Annotated in this window: 18 protein-coding genes and 1 pseudogene; 9 read left to right on the top strand and 10 right to left on the bottom strand. The window is 73.7% G+C overall.

The window, feature by feature from the left end; translation table 11 throughout:
* The first annotated feature begins 1 nt into the window (after position 1).
* The 5 genes from ACGF3J_RS28605 (at position 2) to ACGF3J_RS28625 (ending at position 4,729) form a co-directional block, all read left to right on the top strand.
* A complete protein-coding gene (locus tag ACGF3J_RS28605) occupies positions 2 to 1,531 on the top strand; it encodes an aldehyde dehydrogenase (NADP(+)) (protein ID WP_393855047.1) in 1,530 nt (509 codons plus the stop codon).
* Between the two features lie 104 nt (positions 1,532 to 1,635).
* A complete protein-coding gene (locus ACGF3J_RS28610) occupies positions 1,636 to 2,244 on the top strand; it encodes a DUF1349 domain-containing protein (RefSeq protein WP_161326889.1) in 609 nt (202 codons plus the stop codon).
* Positions 2,245 to 2,281: 37 nt separating this feature from the next.
* On the top strand, positions 2,282 to 2,785 hold the full coding sequence (locus tag ACGF3J_RS28615) for a GNAT family N-acetyltransferase (protein WP_202557617.1): 504 nt from the start codon (positions 2,282 to 2,284) through the stop codon (positions 2,783 to 2,785).
* 76 nt (positions 2,786 to 2,861) lie between these two features.
* A complete protein-coding gene (locus ACGF3J_RS28620) occupies positions 2,862 to 3,587 on the top strand; it encodes a DsbA family oxidoreductase (protein WP_161326888.1) in 726 nt (241 codons plus the stop codon).
* A 47-nt stretch (positions 3,588 to 3,634) separates the two neighbouring features.
* Entirely contained in the window at positions 3,635 to 4,729 is a 1,095-nt protein-coding gene (locus ACGF3J_RS28625) for an aminotransferase class V-fold PLP-dependent enzyme (protein ID WP_202557616.1), read from the top strand.
* 65 nt (positions 4,730 to 4,794) lie between these two features.
* On the opposite strand, the gene thpD is transcribed toward ACGF3J_RS28625, so the two are convergent.
* The 5 genes from thpD to ACGF3J_RS28650 all read right to left on the bottom strand — a co-directional run bounded on the left by thpD (position 4,795) and on the right by ACGF3J_RS28650 (position 9,562).
* Entirely contained in the window at positions 4,795 to 5,694 is a 900-nt protein-coding gene (gene thpD, locus ACGF3J_RS28630) for an ectoine hydroxylase (protein WP_346345968.1), read from the bottom strand.
* A gap of 3 nt (positions 5,695 to 5,697) precedes the next feature.
* Positions 5,698 to 6,096 (bottom strand): ectoine synthase, encoded by a 399-nt coding sequence (locus tag ACGF3J_RS28635; protein WP_121746346.1) that lies wholly within the window; start codon positions 6,094 to 6,096, stop codon positions 5,698 to 5,700.
* A gap of 89 nt (positions 6,097 to 6,185) precedes the next feature.
* The gene (gene ectB, locus ACGF3J_RS28640; RefSeq protein WP_161326885.1) at positions 6,186 to 7,457 is read right to left on the bottom strand and encodes a diaminobutyrate--2-oxoglutarate transaminase; all 1,272 of its coding nucleotides are present in this window, start codon (positions 7,455 to 7,457) and stop codon (positions 6,186 to 6,188) included.
* A gap of 134 nt (positions 7,458 to 7,591) precedes the next feature.
* Positions 7,592 to 8,104: a diaminobutyrate acetyltransferase gene (gene ectA, locus ACGF3J_RS28645; protein ID WP_161326884.1), complete on the bottom strand. Its 513-nt coding sequence runs from the start codon at positions 8,102 to 8,104 to the stop codon at positions 7,592 to 7,594.
* Between the two features lie 330 nt (positions 8,105 to 8,434).
* On the bottom strand, positions 8,435 to 9,562 hold the full coding sequence (locus ACGF3J_RS28650) for a pyridoxal-phosphate-dependent aminotransferase family protein (RefSeq protein ID WP_393855048.1): 1,128 nt from the start codon (positions 9,560 to 9,562) through the stop codon (positions 8,435 to 8,437).
* A gap of 166 nt (positions 9,563 to 9,728) precedes the next feature.
* On the opposite strand from ACGF3J_RS28650, the gene ACGF3J_RS28655 reads away from it, so the two are divergent.
* The 3 genes from ACGF3J_RS28655 to ACGF3J_RS28665 all read left to right on the top strand — a co-directional run bounded on the left by ACGF3J_RS28655 (position 9,729) and on the right by ACGF3J_RS28665 (position 12,512).
* A complete protein-coding gene (locus tag ACGF3J_RS28655; RefSeq protein ID WP_393855049.1) occupies positions 9,729 to 10,268 on the top strand; it encodes a hypothetical protein in 540 nt (179 codons plus the stop codon).
* A gap of 9 nt (positions 10,269 to 10,277) precedes the next feature.
* Positions 10,278 to 11,369, top strand: a complete 1,092-nt coding sequence (locus ACGF3J_RS28660; RefSeq protein WP_161327293.1) for an amidohydrolase family protein — start codon at positions 10,278 to 10,280, stop codon at positions 11,367 to 11,369.
* A gap of 186 nt (positions 11,370 to 11,555) precedes the next feature.
* Complete coding sequence (locus ACGF3J_RS28665) at positions 11,556 to 12,512, top strand: SCO1860 family LAETG-anchored protein (RefSeq protein ID WP_393855050.1); 957 nt, start codon at positions 11,556 to 11,558, stop codon at positions 12,510 to 12,512.
* Positions 12,513 to 13,093: 581 nt separating this feature from the next.
* Here ACGF3J_RS28665 and cobC read toward each other — a convergent pair.
* Entirely contained in the window at positions 13,094 to 14,182 is a 1,089-nt protein-coding gene (cobC, locus tag ACGF3J_RS28670) for an Rv2231c family pyridoxal phosphate-dependent protein CobC (RefSeq protein WP_161329704.1), read from the bottom strand.
* A 22-nt stretch (positions 14,183 to 14,204) separates the two neighbouring features.
* A pseudogene (locus tag ACGF3J_RS28675) lies at positions 14,205 to 14,678 on the bottom strand (cobalamin biosynthesis protein); the annotation flags it as partial.
* Between the two features lie 62 nt (positions 14,679 to 14,740).
* On the opposite strand from ACGF3J_RS28675, the gene ACGF3J_RS28680 reads away from it, so the two are divergent.
* Complete coding sequence (locus tag ACGF3J_RS28680; protein ID WP_161329706.1) at positions 14,741 to 15,469, top strand: ZIP family metal transporter; 729 nt, start codon at positions 14,741 to 14,743, stop codon at positions 15,467 to 15,469.
* 11 nt (positions 15,470 to 15,480) lie between these two features.
* Here the strand turns inward: ACGF3J_RS28680 and ACGF3J_RS28685 are convergent, their stop codons facing one another.
* Genes ACGF3J_RS28685 through ACGF3J_RS28695 form a run of 3 tightly spaced genes read right to left on the bottom strand, consistent with a single transcriptional unit; the run spans position 15,481 to position 19,492 of the window.
* Entirely contained in the window at positions 15,481 to 16,863 is a 1,383-nt protein-coding gene (locus ACGF3J_RS28685) for a cobyrinate a,c-diamide synthase (protein WP_161329707.1), read from the bottom strand.
* A complete protein-coding gene (cobO, locus tag ACGF3J_RS28690; RefSeq protein WP_122614793.1) occupies positions 16,857 to 17,456 on the bottom strand; it encodes a cob(I)yrinic acid a,c-diamide adenosyltransferase in 600 nt (199 codons plus the stop codon). The genes ACGF3J_RS28685 and cobO overlap by 7 nt, the downstream gene beginning before the upstream one ends.
* On the bottom strand, positions 17,456 to 19,492 hold the full coding sequence (locus tag ACGF3J_RS28695; protein ID WP_161329708.1) for a putative cobaltochelatase: 2,037 nt from the start codon (positions 19,490 to 19,492) through the stop codon (positions 17,456 to 17,458). The genes cobO and ACGF3J_RS28695 overlap by 1 nt, the downstream gene beginning before the upstream one ends.
* Between the last annotated feature and the right edge of the window lie 23 nt (positions 19,493 to 19,515).

Raw genomic sequence — 19,515 nt, forward strand, 5'->3', positions numbered from 1 at the left:
GGTGGCAGCAGCACCAGTCTGGAGTGTCGACCCCCGTACCGGGAAGCAGCGTGAACAGGTCGCGGTGGAAGCCACCGCCCAGGAGGTGGACGACGCCGTCCGCGCCGCGCACGCCGCCCGGAGCGCCCTCGCGGACCGTACCGTCCGCGCGGCCTTCCTGCGCGGTGCCGCCGACGAACTGAAGGCCGCCGAGGACACGCTGGTCGAGGTCGCCGACGCGGAGACCGCGCTGGGCCCGGTCCGGCTCACCGGCGAACTGGCCCGCACCTGCTACCAGCTGCGCGCCTTCGCGGACATCGTCGACGAGGGCGAGTTCCTCGGGGTCGTGGTCAACCACCCCGACGACACCGCCACCCCGCCCATCCCGGACCTGCGCCGCTACAAGGTGCCCCTCGGCGTCGTCGCGGTCTACTCCGCCTCCAACTTCCCGTTCGCCTTCTCCGTCCCCGGCGGCGACACCGCCAGCGCCCTCGCGGCCGGCTGCCCGGTCGTCGTCAAGGCCCACCCCGACCACCCCGCCCTGTCCGAACTGGTCGCCAAGGTGCTGCGCCGCGCCGCGGCCCGGCACGGCATCCCGGACGGTGTCCTCGGTCTGGTGCACGGCTTCGAGGCGGGCATCGAGCTGATCGGGCATCCGCTGGTCGCCGCGGCCGGTTTCACCGGATCCGTACGGGGCGGCCGCGCGCTCTTCGACGCCGCGGCGGCGCGGCCTGCGCCGATCCCCTTCCACGGCGAGCTCGGCTCGCTGAACCCGGTCGTCGTCACGGAGGCGGCGGCCGCCGAGCGGGCTGACGCGATCGGCGCGGGGCTGGCCGGCTCGATGACCCTGGGCGTCGGCCAGTTCTGTGTGAAGCCGGGCCTGGTCCTGGTGCCGGCGGGTGCCGCCGGTGACGGCCTGGTCAAGACGCTCACGGACGCGGTCAGCGACACCGACGCCGGGGTCCTGCTCGACCACCGCATGCGGGACAACTTCGTCGCCGGCGTCGCCGAGCGCGCGGCGCTGCCCGACGTGGACTCGCCGGTGACGCCGGGCGCGGGCGGCGAGCACACCGTCGCCGCCGGGTTCCTCACCGTGCCGGCCGCGCGGCTCGCGGCGGAGGGGGAGCACGATCTGCTCCTGGAGGAGTGCTTCGGGCCGGTCACCGTGGTGGCCCGCTATCAGGACGAGGACGAGGTGCGGGGTGTGCTGTCGCGGCTGCCGGGGAACCTCACGGCGACCGTGCAGCTCTCCTCCGGAGAGGTCGCGGGCGAGGGAAGCGGTGCCGAACTCCTCGGTGCGGTGACGCCGCTGGCGGGGCGGGTGCTGGTGAACGGGTGGCCGACGGGGGTCGCCGTGGCGGCGGCCCAGCATCACGGGGGGCCGTATCCCGCTACGACGTCGACGTCCACGTCGGTGGGTGGGACTGCTGTGGAGCGGTGGCTGCGGCCGGTCGCGTATCAGGGGGTGCCGGAGGCTTTGCTGCCGGCCGAGTTGCGGGACGCAAATCCTCTGGGGCTGCCTCGGCGGTTCAACGGGGTGCTTGAGCGGTAGCGCCGTGGGGGTGCGGGTTTCGTCGCGGGTGCTGCGACGTCGTGGCTGGTCGCGCAGTTCCCCGCGCCCCTGAGTGTCTCCACCCGATCGGAGAGAATCAGTACATGGACATCGCACTTCCCGAACTGCCCTTCCCCCTCCGCCCCTACGGACCCGACGGTGCCTGGGCCTACGAAGGCGGTGTGCTCACCGGGGTGGCGGGGGCCCGGCAGGACCGGTTCGTGACGCCCACCGGGGAGGCGCTGGACACCCCCTCCGACGCGCCCCGGCTGCTCGGCGCCCCCGACGGGGACTTCCAGCTCGTCGCCCGGGTCACCGTCGGGTTCAAGGGGGCCTTCGACGCCGGGGTGCTCTACGTGCACGTCGGCGAGCGGGCCTGGGCCAAGCTGTGTCTGGAGTACTCGCCGGACGTGCCCACCGTCTGCACGGTGGTCACCCGGGGACACTCCGACGACTGCAACTCCTTCACCGTGGACGGGAGTTCCGTCTGGTTCCGGGTCAGCCGCAGCGGGCGCGCCTTCGCCTTCCACGCCTCGCTCGACGGCGAGCGCTGGACCTTCGTCCGGCTCTTCACGCTCGGCGACGCGGAGGAGACCGGTGCGGCCCTGGTGGGCTTCCTGGCCCAGGCGCCGACGGGGGAGGGCTGCGTGGTGACGTACGACCGCCTGGAGTTCCGGCCGGGCTGGCCGGCGGACCTGCGCGACGGCAGCTGACGCAACCGGAGGGGTGGTCGCGCGCGTCCTGCGGTGCATGATCAGCGAACGTGTGACCGGAGACCGGGTGATCCGCACCGTCCTGCCCGTCGAGGCCGAGACCGTCGCCGCCCTGCACGCCCGGGCCCGGGCGACGTACTACCCCGACGGACTCCCGGACGACGGCATCGACTGGGCGGCCAACTGGCGCACCGCCGTCGAGCGCACCGACGGGCACGTGCTGTGCGCGGTGGAACAGGGGCGCATCGCCGCCATCGCCTCGTTCCGGGTCCCGGAGAACGGACCGGCGGACACGGTCAAGCTCTTCCAGTTCCACGTCGACCCCGACCACTGGCGCGCCGGCCTCGGCACCGCGCTGCACGCCGCCTGCGTCGAGCAGTGGCAGGCCGACGGCCGGCGGGCGGCGGTGCTGGACGTGCACGTCGACAACCGGCGGGCCCAGGCCTTCTATGCCCGGCTGGGCTGGGTCCCGGACCCGGAGAACCCGCCCGCCGAGGGCGACCACCACCTGTTCCTGCGCTTTCGGGTGCCCGGGGAATGAGGCCCGCTGCTTGAACGTTCACGTATGGGCGCGGAGAGGGCCTCCGCACCCGTACGACCTGGAGAAGAGCCGAGACATGCGCGTCGAGATCTGGAGCGACATCGCCTGCCCGTGGTGCTACGTGGGCAAGGCCCGCTTCGAGAAGGCGCTGGCGGCCTTCCCGCACCGGGACGGCGTCGAGGTGGTCCACCGGTCGTTCGAGCTGGACCCCGGGCGGGCCAAGGACGACGTGCAGCCGGTGCTGACGATGCTCACCGCCAAGTACGGCATGAGCGAGGCGCAGGCGCGGGCCGGTGAGGACAACCTCGGCGCGCAGGCCGCCGCCGAGGGCCTGGACTACCGCACCCGCGACCGCGACCACGGCAGCACCTTCGACATGCACCGGCTGCTGCACCTCGCCAGGGAACGGGGCCGCCACGACGCCCTGCTGGACGCCTTCTACCGGGCCAACTTCGCCGAGGAGCGCTCCGTCTTCAACGACGACGAGCGGCTCGTGGAACTGGCCGTCACCGCGGGTCTGGACGCCGACGAGGCCCGTGCGGTGCTCGCCGACCCCGCCGCCTACGCCGACGAGGTCCGCGCCGACGAGCGCGAGGCCGCGCAGCTCGGGGCCACCGGAGTGCCGTTCTTCGTGCTCGACCGGGCCTACGGCGTCTCCGGCGCTCAGCCCGCCGAGGTCTTCGCCCGGGCGCTGACGCAGGCGTGGGGCGAGCGCACCCCGCTGAAGCTGATCGACGACGGCGGCGCGGAGGCGTGCGGTCCCGACGGCTGTGCGGTGCCGGGGTCCGAGAACCCCAGGTGAGAGCCCGTACATAAGCGTTGCTTGGAGAAACCGCGTAGACATACGCAATGGACGGGGAGGTCACGGGGCCGCACAGTGGTGCCATGGAGAGCTTCGAGAATCTCGTCCGTGCCGAGTTCGCCCCGAAGACCACGTACCTCAACACCGCCAGCACCGGCCTGCTGCCCGCCAGGGCCCTCGTCGCGATGCGGGACGCGGCGGCGTCGGCGGCCGCCGGGCAGCCGCTCGACATGTTCGCCGACGTGGAGGCGTGCCGGTCCGCCTACGCCCGGCTCGTGGGCGTGCCCGCCACCCGGGTCGCGGCCGGAGCCTCGGTGGCCACCTACAGCGGCCTGGTCGCCGCCGCACTGCCCCCGGGCGCCGAAGTCCTCACCGCCGAGGCCGACTTCGCCTCGCTGGTGAACCCCTTGCACATGCGGGGCGACCTCAAGGTGCGCGCCGTGCCCCTGGAGCGCCTCGCCGAATCGGTGGGCCCGGACACCGCGCTCGTCGCGGTCAGTTCGGTCCAGTCGGCCGACGGGCGGATCGCCGACCTGGCGGCGGTGCGGGACGCGGCCCGGGCGCACGGGGCGCGGACGCTGATCGACGTCTCCCAGGCGAACGGCTGGCTGCCGACGGCCGCGGACGACTTCGACTTCGTGGTCGCCGTCGCCTACAAGTGGGTGCTCTGCCCGCGCGGCGTCGCCTTCCTCGTCGTACCGGAGGACCTGGGGGTGTCGGCCGGGCTGACGCCGCTGTTCGCCGGCTGGGCGTCGGGGGAGCACCCCTGGGACAGCTGCTACGGCCCCGTCCAGGAACTGGCGCACTCGGCCCGGCGCTACGACGAGAGCCCCGCGCTGTTCTCCTACACGGGCGCCAGGCACTCGCTGGCGCTGATCGAAGAGCTGGGGGTGGACGCGGTGCACGCCCACGACACCGCTCTCGCCGACCGGTTCCGCGCGGGGGTGCTGTCGCTGGGCCACGAGCCGGTGGCCGCGCCGGGCTCCGCGATCGTGTCCGTGCCCGGCCTCGGCCGGCGCAGGGACGAGGTGAGCCGGGCGGGCGTCGAGGTCTCCGACCGGGCGGGCAACCTGCGGGCCGCCTTCCACCTGTACAACACGGGGGCGGACGTCGACCGGCTGCTGGACGTGCTGGCCGGCTGAGGACGTGCATCGGGCAGGAGCCTCCCGTCCCACACAAAAGGCCCCTGCCCGAGTTCAGACGCGGGTCACCTCACCGGGGTGAAGTCCCGCGCGCCGATGAACTCCGGCCGCCGGATCGGTGCCGCGAACGGCTCGACCGCGGTGTTCTCGACGCTGTTGAAGACGATGAACACGTTGCTGCGCGGGAACGGCGTGATGTTGTCGCCCGACCCGTGCATGCAGTTGCAGTCGAACCAGGTCGCCGAACCGGCCTTGCCGGTGAACAGCTTGATGCCGTACTCCGAGGCCATCTTCGTCAGGCCCTCGTCGGACGGTGTCCCCGCGTCCTGCATCATCAGGGACTTCTTGTAGTTGTCCTTCGGCGTGGCCCCCGCGCACCCGAGGAACGTCTTGTGCGACCCCGGCATGATCATGAGACCGCCGTTGGTGTCGTAGTTCTCGGTGAGCGCGATCGAGACCGAGATCGTCCGCATGTTCGGCAGACCGTCCTCGGCGTGCCAGGTCTCGAAGTCCGAGTGCCAGTAGAAACCGCTGGCCCCGAAGCCGGGCTTCACGTTGATCCGCGACTGGTGGACGTAGACGTCCGAGCCGAGGATCTGCCGGGCCCGTCCGACCACTCGTTCGTCCCGCACGAGATTGGCGAAGACCTCGCTGATCTTGTGCACCTCGAAGACCGACCGGATCTCCTTGGACTGCGGCTCGACGATCGAGCGCTCGTCCGCGCGGATGACCGGGTCGGAGGTGAGGCGCTCCAGCTCCCGCTGGTAGACCGCGACCTCGTCCGGCCCGATGAGCTGGTCGATGGCGAGGAAGCCGTCGCGGTCCAGGGACTGGAGGTCACCCTGCGAGACCGGACCGGGCGTGTCGGGGGAGCCCCAGACCACCGGGTCCTGCCGGGGGGTTGCCACCTCGGTGGCGCCGCGGGTGGGATAGAGATCGGTGACGTTCGTGGTCATGGTCACGATGACTCACACCTCCTCGGTGAGCAGCGGGTAGACGCCGTTCTCGTCGTGGTCCTCCCGTCCGGTCACGGGCGGGTTGAAGACGCACAGGCAGTGGAAGTCCTCCTTGACCTTGAGCGTGTGCCGCTCATGGCCGTTGAGGAGGTACATCGTGCCCGGCGTGATGGTGTACGTCTTCCCCGTCTCGCGGTCGGTCAACTCGGCTTCGCCCTTGGTACAGACGACGGCCTCGATGTGGTTCGCGTACCACATCGACGTCTCCGTACCCGCGTACAGAATCGTCTCGTGGAGGGAGAAGCCGACCTTCTCCTTCGCGAGGACGATGCGCTTGCTCTCCCAGGTGCCGGACGCCGACTTCACGTGCCGGTCGGTGCCTTCGATCTCCTTGAACGAACGGACGATCACGGTGTTGCGATGCCTCCTAGGTGAAGGGTGTGCAGGGTCCCCGGCGCCCTCGGTCACGCGGGCCGAAGGCGCCGGAAGCAGTGGTGGTGTCAGGCCGTCTCACGCACGGCCCGGGCGAGGGTCTTCATGCCCTCGTCCAGCTCTTCGGGCGTGATGGTGAGCGCCGGGAGCAGCTTGACGACCTCGCTCTCGGGGCCGGACGTCTCGATGAGCAGCCCGAGCTCGAAGGCGCGCTTGGCGACCTTCCCCGCGCGGTCCTTGTCGTGGAACTCCAGGCCCCAGACCAGGCCGCGGCCCCGGTACTCCTTGACGTCCGCGAGGTTCTCCTCGGTGATGGCGATCATGTGCTGCTCGACCTGCTCACCGCGGGTGCGGGTCTGCTTCTCCATCGCCGACCCGTCGGCCCAGTACGCCTCGAGCGTGGCGGTCGCGGTGACGAAGGCCGGGTTGTTGCCGCGGAAGGTGCCGTTGTGCTCGCCCGGCTCCCAGACGTCCAGCTCCGGCTTGAACAGGCACAGCGACATCGGCAGGCCGTAGCCGCTGATCGACTTGGACACGGTCACGATGTCCGGCGTGATGCCCGCCTCCTCGAAGGAGAAGAAGGCGCCGGTCCGGCCGCAGCCCATCTGGATGTCGTCCACGATGAGAAGCATGTCCTGGCGTGCGCACAATTCCGACAAGGCGCGCAGCCACTCGGGCCGGGCGACGTTGATGCCGCCCTCGCCCTGGACCGTCTCGACGATCACGGCGGCCGGCTTGTTCAGGCCGGAGCCCTGGTCCTCGAGCAGCCGCTCGAACCACAGGAAGTCCTCGACGGTGCCGTCGAAGTAGTTGTCGAACGGCATCGGCGTGCCGTGCACCAGCGGGATGCCGGCACCGGCCCGCTTGAAGGCGTTGCCGGTCACGGCCAGCGAGCCCAGCGACATGCCGTGGAACGCGTTGGTGAACGACACGATCGACTCGCGCCCCTTCACCTTGCGCGCCAGCTTGAGCGCGGCCTCCACGGCGTTGGTGCCCGTCGGGCCCGGGAACATGACCTTGTACGGCAGGTCACGCTTGCGCAGGACGATGTCCTGGAACGTCTCCAGGAAGCGGCGCTTCGCGGTGGTCGACATGTCGAGACCGTGCGTGACGCCGTCCCGCTCCAGGTAGTCGATCAGCGCGCGTTTCAGGACCGCGTTGTTGTGCCCGTAGTTGAGAGAGCCTGCTCCGGCGAAGAAGTCGAGGTACTCGTGGCCGTCCTCGTCGTACATGCGGCTGCCCACAGCACGGTCGAACACGGTGGGCCAGCCGCGGCAGTAGCTGCGCACCTCGGACTCGACGGTCTCGAAGACGCTGAGGTCGGGCTGGGTGATGGTCACGACGGATCGCTCCTCGTTGGGTGAGGGTGGGAGAGGAAGGTCGTACGAATCCGGCGGGAACCGGTGTGGTCCCGGCGGGAAGCTTGGGGGGACCGGCGGGCCGGGGGTGCCCGGCCGTCCGGGCGTCCGGCGGGTCAGCCGGCTGCGGTCAGGGGACCGATGCGGTACAGGACCTCGGGCTCGTGCGGCCCGTCCGGGAAGAGGTCCGTGTCGAACAGCACCTCGCGATCGAGCCGGGCACCGTGCCGCTCGGCGAACGAGGTGAACAACCGCTGGGACGCGGTGTTGTCGGGGGAGATGGTGGTCTCCAAGGTCGTCGTCGCGCACTCCGCGACAGTGCGGGCGACCAGCCCGTCGAGCAGTGAAGCCGCGAGCCTTCGTCCACGGTACGCCTCGTCCACGGCGACCTGCCACACCAGCAGCGTGTCCGGCCGGTCGGGCCGGATGTAGCCGGTGATGAAGCCGACCGGCACCCCGTGCCCGTCGCGGGCGACGGCCGAGGTGGCGGCGAAGTCCCGGCACCAGAGCAGGTAGCTGTAGGACGAGTTCAGGTCGAGGACCTTGGAATCCTTGGCTATCCGCCACAGGGCGGCGCCGTCGGCCACTCTCGGACGATCGATTTGCAGGTCTGCTTGCGCGGCAGTCATGCAAATTGAATTTACCGAGGGAATTTCAAAATTGCATCGCCGGAAGGGGTTACGGATCGCTGCCTCGTGTGTTATCACGCGGGCGCGTACCTCCGCGCGAGCCGACGGCAACTTGTGGTGATTTGACCCGGACGAACGCCGCGAAGCGGACAGCATGTGTATCGGGTCACAATCTCGTAACCCATGCGCGACGTGTCCGAAATGAGCGGCTCGGCGTTCGCGAAATCTTTGTGTTTAGGTCCGGAGAAAGCGGGCAGAAGAATATGGGATCCTGTGCTGGACGGGAATTCTTCTATTGTGTAGGTGCGGGATAAGGGAATTCCCTTGAATTCATGCTCCGGAAAGGCCGGCCCCGGCCGGCCGCTCCCAGGCGTCCCCGGCGGCCCGCCGGGCGCCCTCCGGGTCCGCCTTCCGCCCCGTCTCCGTCAGCGCGGCACCCAGTGCCGTCAGGCAGCCCTGTACGGCCATGAGCGTCGCGTCCGGACCGTAGTGGTTGACCCGGACCATCTCGCCGGCCAGCGCGCCCCCGCCCGCGGCCAGCGGCAGCGCGGGGTCGGCCGCCAGGGCCCGGGCCACCAGCGCGGACGCGTCGACGTCCGACGGCGTCCGCAGGGTCGTGGCGACCGGCGCCGCCTCCTTCGCCTCGTACACGTACGGCTCCAGGCCGCCCAGCGCGAGGGCGCCGGCCCGGGTGGCCGCCGCGGCCGCCGCGTGCCGTGCCATCACCGCCTCGGGGCCCTCCGCCTCGATGCGCTCCACGCAGGCGTCCAGCGCGAGCATCTCCAGCTGGGCCGGCGCGTGCAGCAGCGCCTTGCGGCCGCCGCCGAGCCAGCGCTCCTTCCAGTCCAGCAGCGAGAGGTACGACCGGCGCGGTGCCGCCGGGTTCGCCGCCATCCGCGCCCACGCCCGCTCGCTGACCGACACCGCGGAGACCCCGGCCGGACCGCCCATCGCCTTCTGCGCGCCGATCACGCACAGGTCCACGCCCCACGCGTCCGGCAGCACCGGCTCGGCGCCCACGGAGGCCACGGCGTCCAGGTAGAACAGCGCGCCCTGCGCCCGGACGGCCTCGCCGATCTCCGCGACGGGGTTGGTGTTGCCGGTCGCCGCCTCGGCGTGCACCAGGGACACGAAGTCGATCTCGGGGTGCTCCGCGAAGGCCCCGCGGACCTGCTCGGCGGAGACGGCCGTGTGGAACGGCACGGCGAGGTCGTGCACGGTCGCGCCGCAGTCCCGCAGCCAGTTCCCGAAGGTCTGCCCGTACGGCCCGGTGACGATGTTGAGCGCGACGGTGCCCGGTCCCGCGGCGGCGCGGATCGCGCCCTCCAGCGGCAGCAGCGCCTCACCCTGCATGACCACGACGTCCTGCGCGGTCCCGAGCAGACGCGCGACCCGGTCCTCGATCGCGGCGAAGCGGCCGGCGGTCAGCGGGGGGAGGTCGAGGAGCGGGTGGGTCACGTCGGGCTCTCTTCAGTGCGGGCAGGTGTACGGAGCGTACGGGTCGAGAGTAACCATGACCTCTCCCGCCACTCGCCACCGAGTCCATCCGTTGCGACACCCCCACGCCCGGAATTGTGGCTTCCGCTACAGCGGTGGGCGCCTCCGGGGTGATGAACTCGCCCCTGTGCTCGCTGTGTTGTCACTCCTCCTCGTCGCGGTGGCCACGGCCGTCGTTCTCGGCCGGGCCGCCCGCGGCGGGGCGCGTCGTGAGGGCCGGGCGCCCGTCGCGGCGCCGACCGCCGCCTCCCCGGCCGCCGGTGCGCCGTTCCGGGTGCTCGCCGGGTGCGCCGCCGCCGGAGCGGTCCTGCTGTATGCCTGGGGCGCGCTGTGCGTGGCCTTCGCGGTCCTGGAGGCGGAGGACGGCGGCACCGGCTCCGCACCACTGCGGCCGTGCCGCACGGGCGAACACCCGGAGCTGTCGGCGCGCGTCGTCGGCTACTCGGTCTCCTGGCTGCCCCTCGGCTTCCGCTGCGAGACCTCGGACGGCGACGGCTACGCCTCCGACGGCGTCCCCGGCTACGTCAACCCCGCCACCGCCGTCCTCGCCCTGACCGCCGCGGGGAGCGCCGTCGCGGCCGGGTACGCGACCGAACTGCGGGCCCGCGCCGCAGCGCGGAACGGCGGCGACGACCGGCCTTCCGAACACCCCGGGGGACCGGTTTAGGGTGCGGGCATGAGCGATCGCGCGGTGCTGCACGTCAAGGGTCGGGTGCTCGTCGGACCGGACGAGGTCCGCGACGAGGTGTGGGTGATCGACGGCCGGGTCTCCTACGACCGGCCCGCCGGCGCCACCGACGTCCGCACCGTCGAGGGCTGGGCGCTGCCCGGCCTGGTCGACGCGCACTGCCACGTCGGCCTCGACCAGCACGGCGCCGTCCCCGAGGACGTGGCCGAGAAGCAGGCGCTGACCGACCGGGACGCGGGCACCCTGCTCATCCGCGACGCGGGTTCACCGTCCGACACCCGCTGGATCGACGACCGCGAGGACCTCCCGAAGATCATCCGGGCCGGCCGGCACATCGCCCGCACCCGCCGCTACATCCGCAACTACGCCTGGGAGGTCGAGCCGGACGACCTCGTCGCCTACGTCGCGCAAGAGGCCCGCCGCGGCGACGGCTGGGTGAAACTGGTCGGCGACTGGATCGACCGCGACCTCGGCGACCTGTCGGCCTGCTGGCCGCGCGGCGCCGTGGAGGCGGCGATCGCGGAGGCCCACCGCCTCGGCGCCCGCGTCACCGCGCACTGCTTCGCCGAGGACTCCCTGCGCGACCTGGTCGAGGCCGGCATCGACTGCGTCGAGCACGCCACCGGCCTCACGGACGACACCATCCCGCTCTTCGCCGAACGGGGCGTCGCCATCGTGCCGACCCTCGTCAACATCGCCACCTTCCCCGCCCTCGCCGACGGCGGCGAGTCCCGCTTCCCGCGCTGGTCGGCCCACATGCGGCGACTGCACGAACGCCGCTACGACACCGTGCGCAGCGCCTACGACGCCGGTGTCCCCGTCTTCGTCGGCACCGACGCGGGCGGCGCCCTGGCCCACGGCCTGGCCGCGGCGGAGGTCGGCGAGCTGGTCACCGCCGGCATCCCGCCCCTGGAGGCCCTCGCCGCGACCACCTGGGCCGCGCGCAGCTGGCTCGGGCGCCCCGGCCTGGACGAGGGGGCGCCGGCGGACCTGGTGGTGTACGACGAGGATCCGCGCGCCGACGTGCGCGTGCTCGCCGCTCCGCGCCGGGTGGTGCTGAACGGGCGGGTCGTCGGTTAGCCGACGGGAGTGACGGCGGCGAACACCCGTGCCGGAAGATTCGAAAGGGCTCGCCAAAACTCCACGAAGGGGTGAAGTGACCCCGGATCGCTGACGGTTCGGCGTGCGCGGGGACATTCTTTCCGGGTCCCAAGCATGTCGCTCATGCGTGTCCCGCACGCATGTCTCACTGGGGGTCCCACCACCTTGAACGGCAACACCTTCCGCATGCCCGCACGCCGCCTCGCCACCGTCGCGGCGGCCACGGCCCTGGCCGCCGGTCCCGCGACCCTGGCCGGCGCGGGCGCCGCCCACGCGACCGGTGACCACGGCCGCGCGAGCGCCACCGTGCTCCGCACCGGGCTCGACGTCTCCCTGCTCAACAAGACCGTGAACGTCCCGCTCGCGGTCACCCTCAACGAGGTGCAGGCCCCCGAGAGCGCCGAGAAGACCGCGCTGACCGCCCGGCTGGACGGCGTCGACGGCGGCAGGCCCTTCAGCGTCCTGCGCGCCGACGTGGCCGAGGCCGGGGCGACCGCGGACGCCGGGAAGAGCGAGGGCCGTACCAAGCTCGCCAAGGCGCGGCTCCACGTCCCCGGGCTGCCGCTGCTGTCGGTGATCGAGGTCGAGCAGGTCACCTCCAGGGCGACCTGCGAGGCCGGGAAGAAGCCGGCCGCCGAGGCCAACCTGCTGGGCGCCGTGACGGTCCTCGGCAAGAAGGTCACGCTGACCACGGCCGGGACGACGGACGTGAAGGTGCCCGGCGTCGGCGAGGTGCGGCTCGACCTGTCGAAGACCGAGACCACCTCCCGTACGGCCGCCGCCACCGCGCTCGAACTGAAGGTGTCCGTCAACCCGCTCGACCTGAACGTCGCCGAGGTGCACGGCACGGTCACCCTGGCGAAGGCGACCTGCGAGGCACCGGCGGCGCCCGCGGACGAGGCCGAGCAGCCTCCGGCGAAGGCCGAGGAGCCCCCGGCCGGCCAGGAGGCCGAGCCCGCCGCCGAGCCGGCGGCCGACGCCAGGCCCCAGGGCGCCCGCGCCGAGGCCGACCTCGCCGAGACGGGCGGCAGCTCCGCGACCCCGTACGTCGCGGCCGGCGCCGCGGCCCTGGTCCTGGCGGGCGGCGGAGCGCTGGTCCTGGCCCGGCGCGGGCGCGGCTGACGCGTCGGGGGACGCGGGGGACGGCGGCACACGCGGCGACCGGGGTGCCCGGCCGCCGCGTGTGCCGCCGGGGCGGGCCCGGGGGGCGTGATCGCGGGGGAGGGGGTTCGTCGGCGCGCGTCCCGCCCGGATCGAGCCCCCGCGAGGGCGAGTCCGCTCCCGCGCCCCGCGGTCGGAGGCCGTCACCTCGGGCCGGGGGCGTCAGGCCGGGGCCGGTATCGCCCTCGCGCCGCCGGTCCGGGTTCCACCCCGCGAGGGCGGGTGCCCTCCGCCGTCCCGCGGCTGGGGCCGTCGCCTCGGGCCGGGCGGGCGGGTGGCAGGCGGCGGCGTCAGGCCGGGGCCGGTATCGCCCTCGCGCCGCCGGTCCGGGTTCCACCCCGGGAGGGCGGATCCCCTCCGCCGCCCCGTGGCCGGGGCCGTCACCTCGGGCCGGGCGGGCGGGTGGCAGGCGGCGGCGTCAGGCCGGGGCCGGTATCGCCTTCCCGCGTCCCGTCCGGGTCCCACCCCGCGAGGGCGGGTCCCCTCCGCCGTCCCGCGGCTGGGGCCGTCGCCTCGGGCCGGGCGGGTGGCAGGCGGCGGCGTCAGGCCGGGGCCGGTATCGCCCGCTCCAGCGCCCGCAGGAACCTGTCCGACGTGGCGCGGTCCCGGACGGCGAGGCGCAGCCACTCCTCGCCCAGGCCGGGGAACGTGTCCCCGCGCCGTACCGCGAACCCGAGGCCGCGCAGCCGGTGGCGTACCTCGGCGGCGCGGGGGAGGCGGACGAGGACGAAGGGCCCGTCGGCGGGCCCGACGACCCGCAGGCCGGCCCCGGCGAACTCCGCGAGCCCGGCGACCAGATGGGCCCGGTCCGCGGCGACGCGGTGGGCGGCGTGGGCCGCCTCCGCCAGCGCCCGCGGCGCCACACACGCCTCGGCCGCTGCCAGCGCCGGAGTGGACACCGGCCACAGGGGCTGCGCCCGCTCCAGCTCGGCCACCGTCTCCGGGGCCGCCAGCACGTATCCGATGCGCAGCCCCGCCAGCCCCCACGTCTTGGTCAGGCTGCGCAGTACCACCAGCCCGGGTACGTCGACGCGCGCCGCCAGCGCCTCCCGCTCACCCGGCACCGCGTCCATGAACGCCTCGTCCACGACCAGGGTCCGCCCGGGACGGGCCAGCCCCGCGAGCACGCCCGCCGGATGCAGGACCGACGTCGGGTTGGTCGGGTTGCCGACCACCACCAGGTCGGCCTCCTCCGGGACGGCCGCCGGATCGAGGCGGAAGCCGTCCGCGGCCCGCAGCAGCACCCGGTCGACCGTGTGCCCGGCGTCCCGCAGTGCCGCCTCGGGCTCGGTGAACTGGGGATGCACCACGACCGGCCGCCGCACCTTCAGTGCCCGCGCCAGCAGCACGAACGCCTCCGCCGCCCCCGCCGTCAGCAGCACCCGTTCCACCGGCAGCCCGTGCCGCTCCGCCACCGCGGCCCGCGCCGCCCGCCCGTCGGGGTAGGCGGCCAGGGAGCCCAGCGAGGCGGCCACATGCTCGCGCAGCCACACCGGGGGCGTGTCCGCGCGGACGTTCACCGCGAGGTCCACCAGCGCAGAGCCGTCGTCGCGCACCTCGGCGTCCCCGTGGTGCCGCAGGTCGTGGCCCAGGGTTTCCGGCTCAGCGCGCATGGGAGTGTGCGTGTCCATACGCGTGATGGTGCCGCACCCCGTCCTCCGCCCCGGCGCCCGGGTCCGCCGTCCCGCCCCCGGACCGGCGTACCACCGCGCAGGTCGCCCGCGCCGGACGCGCCGCCGATCTGCGCTTGGGCACGAGGAGCTCACCGCCACCCGCCAGTGCCGCCGCCTCGGCGACCGACGCGGTGCCCACGGCGGCGAACGCCGCACCGGAGGGATGGGGCACCCCGACCGCCGCCAGTTCCGCGGCGCTGTAGGTCACCAGCGGCACGGCCAGCCGCTCGGCGGCCCCAGCGATCCCGGGCTCCGTAGCCTTCGCGTCCAGGGTGGCCAGCTCCGTGACCGACGCCGCCGTCAGCCCCGCCTCACCCAGCGCCAGCGCCACCAGCGCGAGCACCTCCTCGACCGGCACGCCCCGGGACGCGCCGACACCGACGACGACCGGCGCCGCGGGCCGCACCGCACGTCCGCCCGCGGAATCCGCTCCCGTCCCGCTCGTCCCGCGCATATTTACCGCCGTTGCCGCTGTCGTGCGCGCGCGAACGCGCCCTGATCGGATAGCAAGGGCCCATGGCGGTCTTCGTCGCGCTCGGCGCGTTCCTGATGACGCTGGCCGGCGGCTGGACGGCACAGCGCGTGACCGACCGGCGCCACCTGGTCCTGGGGCTGGCCGGCGGCCTGATGCTGGGCGTCGTCGGCCTCGACCTGCTGCCCGAGGCACTGGAGGCGGCCGGAGACGAGGTGTTCGGCGTCCCCGAGGCACTGCTGCTCTTCGTCGCCGGCTTCCTCCTCGCGCACCTGGTGGAACGCCTGCTGGCCGCCCGCCGCGCCGCGCACGGCGCCGACGAGCACGGCCGGCGCTCGCCCCAGGTGGGCCTCACGGCGGCCGCCGCGATGGTCGGCCACAGCGCGATGGACGGCGTGGCGATCGGGGCCGCCTTCCAGGTGGGCGGCGGCATGGGCGCGGCAGTGGCGATGGCGGTGATCGCCCACGACTTCGCGGACGGCTTCAACACCTACACGCTGACCAGCCTGTACGGGAACGCCCGCCGCCGCGCGATCGCCATGCTGGTCGCCGACGCCCTGGCACCCGTGGCCGGCGCGGCCTCCACCCTGCTCTTCACGATCCCGGAGGGCGCGCTCGGCGCGTACCTCGGCCTGTTCGGCGGCGTCCTGCTCTACCTCGCCGCCGCCGAGATCCTGCCCGAGGCCCACCACGAGCACCCGGCCCGCTCGACCCTGCTGTGCACCGTTGCGGGCGCGGCCTTCATCTGGCTGGTGGTGGGCATCGCGGAGTGAGCGGCCGCCGTTCACGACGCCCGGCACCTCTCCACGAACCGACGGGCGACCGACGGCTCCGCAGCCCAGTGCGTGTGCAGGTAACTCGCGTGCACGCCACCCTCGACGAACCCCTCGACGCGCCGCTGCGGCGTCCGCATCCCCCACGCCGGCGTCGCCCCGGCCCCCGGCTCCACGACGGTCCGGTGGAACTCGTGCCCCCGCATCCGCGTCCCCGCCACGGCCAGCGGACTGTCGGTCAGCGCCACGCAGTCCCGGTACCCGAGGGTGAGCCGCCCCGACATCCGCGCCGAGGCGTCCAGCACCCCGCACATGGGCAGCCCGTCCAGCTCCCGGCCCAGGTACAGCAGCCCCGCACACTCCGCCGCGACGGGCGCACCCCCGCGCGCCAGCTCGGCGACGGACTTCCGCAGCCCCTCGTTGGCCGACAACTCGGAGACGTACACCTCGGGGAACCCGCCCCCGATCACCAGCCCCCGTGTCCCCTCCGGCAACTCCTCGTCCCGCAACGGGTCGAAGACGACGACTTCGGCCCCCGCCGCCGCGAGCAGTTCGGCATGCTCGGCATAGGAAAAGGTGAACGCGGCCCCACCCGCGACGGCGACCCGGGGCTTCTCCAGCCGCGGCGAGGGCGAAGAACGAACCACCTCACCCGCGTCCCAGGCCGCACCGGACAACTCCCCGGCCTGCCGGGCCAACGCCACCAGCCCCTCCAGATCACACCCGTCGGAGACCAGCGCCGCCATCGCCCCGACGGCGTCGACCGCCGCCGCGCCCCGCTCGGCGACCGGAACCAGCCCCAGATGCCGCGACGGCGTCTCCACCGGCGCGGCCCGCCGCAACGCACCCAGCACCGGTACCCCGACGGAGTCCAACGCCTCCCGCAGCATCACCTCGTGCCGGTCCGACCCGACCTTGTTCAGGATCACGCCCCCGACCCGTACGTCCGGATCGAAGGACACGAACCCGTGCACCAGCGCCGCCACCGACCGCGACTGCGCCGACGCGTCCACGACCAGGACCACGGGCGCCCGCAGCAGCTTGGCCACGTGTGCGGTGGAGGCGAGTTCGCCTTCCCCCGCCGCCCCGTCGTACAGCCCCATCACGCCCTCGATCACGGCGATGTCGCAGCCGTGCGCCCCGTGCAGGAACAGCGGCTCCACCAGCTCGGGCCCGCACAGGTAGGCGTCGAGGTTGCGTCCCGTCCGCCCGGTGGCCAGCGCGTGGTACCCCGGGTCGATGTAGTCGGGCCCGACCTTGTGCGGGGACACGGCGAGCCCCCGCGCGGCGAGCGCGGCCATCAGCCCGGTGGCCACGGTGGTCTTGCCGCTGCCCGAGGAGGGCGCGGCCACGACCAGCCTGGGGACGGAGGCCGGGGCGGCGGCAGTCACCACTCGATGCCCCTCTGCCCCTTCTGACCGGTGTCCATCGGGTGCTTCACCTTGGACATGTCGGTGACCAGGTCCGCGAAGTCCACCAGCTGCTGCGGCGCGTTCCGCCCGGTGATGACGACGTGCTGGGTGCCCGGCCGGTCGCGCAGCACGGACACGACCTCGTCGGTGTCGATCCACCCCCAGTGCAGCGGGTAGGCGAACTCGTCCAGCACGTACAGCTTGTACGTCTCGGCGGCGAGGTCGCGCTTGACCTGCTCCCAGCCCTCCCGGGCCTTCTCCTCGTTGTCCTGCTGCTGGTCGCGCTGGACCCAGGACCACCCCTCGCCCATCTTGTGCCAGTCGACGGTGCCGCCCTCACCGGATGCGCCGAGCACCCGCAGGGCGTTCTCCTCGCCGACCTTCCACTTGGCCGACTTGACGAACTGGAACACCCCGACGGGCCATCCCTGGTTCCAGGCGCGCAGCGCCAGCCCGAAGGCGGCGGTGGACTTGCCCTTCCCGATCCCCGTGTGCACGAAGACCAGCGGCCGGTTGCGCCGCTGTCGGGTCGTCAGTCCGTCGTCCGGTACGACACTCGGCTGTCCCTTGGGCACTACGCGGCCCTCCTTGTTCCGGTATCCCGCACATCCTTGACCAGCCCCGCGATCGAGTCCGCCCGCAACTCGTCGAGGGTCACCGCCGTACCGCCCAGCTCACCCGCGAGCTGCCCGGCGAGCCCCAGCCGGATCGGCCCCGACTCGCAGTCCACGACCACCGAGGCGGTGCCCTCGGCCGCGAACAGCCGCGCCGCGCGTCCCGCCAGCGCCACCGGCTCCACACCCCCGGTGGCCCGCCCGTCCGTCACCACCACGACCAGCGCCCGGCGTGCCGGGTCCCGCAGCCGCTCCACCCGCAGCACCTCGTGCGCCTTGAGCAGCCCGGCCGCGAGCGGCGTGCGCCCGCCGGTCGGCAGCGACTCCAGCCGGGCCGCCGCCGCGTCCACCGACGACGTCGGCGGCAGCGCCACGTCGGCGGCCGAACCCCGGAAGGTCACCAGACCCACCTTGTCCCGCCGCTGATAGGCGTCCAGCAGCAGCGACAGCACGGCGCCCTTCACGGCGCTCATCCGCTGCCGCGCCGCCATCGACCCGGAGGCGTCCACGACGAACAGCACGAGGTTGCCCTCACGCCCCTCGCGGGTGGCCTGCCGCAGATCGTCCCGGCGTACCACCAGACCGCGCCCCGCCCGGCCGCGCTCCCGCTGGTGCGGAGCCGCCGCCTGAACGGTCGCCGCCAGGTGCAGCTTGGTCAGCGCGCCCCGCGGCCTTCGGGCGCCGGTGGTCCGCCCGTGCTCGGTCCGGGCCCGGGAGCGCCGCCCGGCGGCCCCCTCGCCGAGTCCGGGCACACTCAGCACCTTCGTCCGGAACGGCTCGGCGGCCCGTACGGCGGACCGCTCGCCGGCGCCGCCCCCGGCGGGTGCCGGCGCCGGTTCGTCACCGGTACCGGCCTCGGGCGGGACGCCCGCGTCGTCCGCACCGGGCTGCGGCCCCTCCTCGGGCGGTCGTCCACCGCCGCCACCGGGACCCTCGGGCCCGGGGTCGGGGTCCGGGTCAGGATCGGGGTCGTCGTCTCCCTGGTCGCCGAACTCCTCCAGCGTCTCGTCGAGTTTGTCCTCGTCGAGGCCGGGCGCGTCGAAGGGGTTGCGCCGCCGCCGGTGCGGCAGCGCAAGGAGCGCCGCCTGACGGACGTCCTCCGCCAGGACGTCGGTCCGCCCGGCCCAGGCCGCCAGCGCGGTCGCGGTCCGGGCCATCACGATGTCGGCCCGCATGCCGTCCACCTCGAAGGCGGCGCAGGTCGCCGCGATCTGCCGCAGCGCCGCGTCGCCGAGCGTCACCGACTGCAAAAGCTCCCGGGCCGCCACGATCCGCGCCCGTACGGCGGCCTCCTCGTCCGCCCAGCGGGCCACGAAACCGGCCGGGTCGTCGTCGTGCGCGAGCCGGCGCCGTACGACCTCCACCCGCTGGTCGGGTTCGCGCGAGGCGGAGACCTCCACCGTCAGCCCGAACCGGTCCAGCAACTGCGGGCGCAGCTCGCCCTCTTCGGGGTTCATGGTGCCGACCAGCAGGAACTTCGAGGCGTGCCGCACCGACACGCCCTCGCGCTCGACGTACGAGGCGCCCATCGCGGCGGCGTCGAGGAGCAGGTCCACCAGGTGGTCGTGGAGGAGGTTGACCTCGTCCACGTACAGGATCCCGCGGTGCGCGTCGGCCAGCAGGCCGGGCTCGAAGGCCTTCACGCCCTCCGCGAGCGCCCGCTCGATGTCGAGGGCCCCGACGAGCCGGTCCTCGGAGGCGCCGACGGGGAGTTCGACCATCCGCGAGGGACGCTCGGTGGCCGTCCCGGGCTCGTGCGGACCGTCGGGGCAGCCGGGGTCGGGCGACTCCGGGGAGCAGGAGAAGCGGCAGCCCGGGACCACCGCCACGGCCGGCAGCAGCGCCGACAGCGCGCGGACCGCCGTCGACTTGGCGGTGCCCTTCTCTCCGCGCACCAGCACACCGCCGACCGCCGGGGAGACGGCGTTCAGCAGCAGCGCGAGGCGCAGGTCGTCCTGGCCGACGACGGCCGTGAACGGGAACGGGGTACTGGTCACTGGTGGTCGTCCTCCACGTCGCG

The sequence above is a fragment of the Streptomyces sp. NPDC048171 genome, from assembly GCF_043202655.1.
Classification (GTDB): Bacteria; Actinomycetota; Actinomycetes; order Streptomycetales; family Streptomycetaceae; genus Streptomyces.

Bases quoted from the DNA above. Each gene is read 5' to 3' on its own strand.
- ACGF3J_RS28610 (WP_161326889.1), top strand. From the start codon at position 1,636: ATGGACATCGCACTTCCCGAACTGCCCTTCCCCCTCCGCCCCTACGGA.
- ACGF3J_RS28615 (WP_202557617.1), top strand. From the start codon at position 2,282: ATGATCAGCGAACGTGTGACCGGAGACCGGGTGATCCGCACCGTCCTG.
- ACGF3J_RS28620 (WP_161326888.1), top strand. From the start codon at position 2,862: ATGCGCGTCGAGATCTGGAGCGACATCGCCTGCCCGTGGTGCTACGTG.
- ACGF3J_RS28625 (WP_202557616.1), top strand. From the start codon at position 3,635: ATGGACGGGGAGGTCACGGGGCCGCACAGTGGTGCCATGGAGAGCTTC.
- ectA (WP_161326884.1), bottom strand. From the start codon at position 8,104: ATGACTGCCGCGCAAGCAGACCTGCAAATCGATCGTCCGAGAGTGGCC.
- ACGF3J_RS28660 (WP_161327293.1), top strand. From the start codon at position 10,278: ATGAGCGATCGCGCGGTGCTGCACGTCAAGGGTCGGGTGCTCGTCGGA.
- cobC (WP_161329704.1), bottom strand. From the start codon at position 14,182: ATGGACACGCACACTCCCATGCGCGCTGAGCCGGAAACCCTGGGCCAC.
- ACGF3J_RS28680 (WP_161329706.1), top strand. From the start codon at position 14,741: ATGGCGGTCTTCGTCGCGCTCGGCGCGTTCCTGATGACGCTGGCCGGC.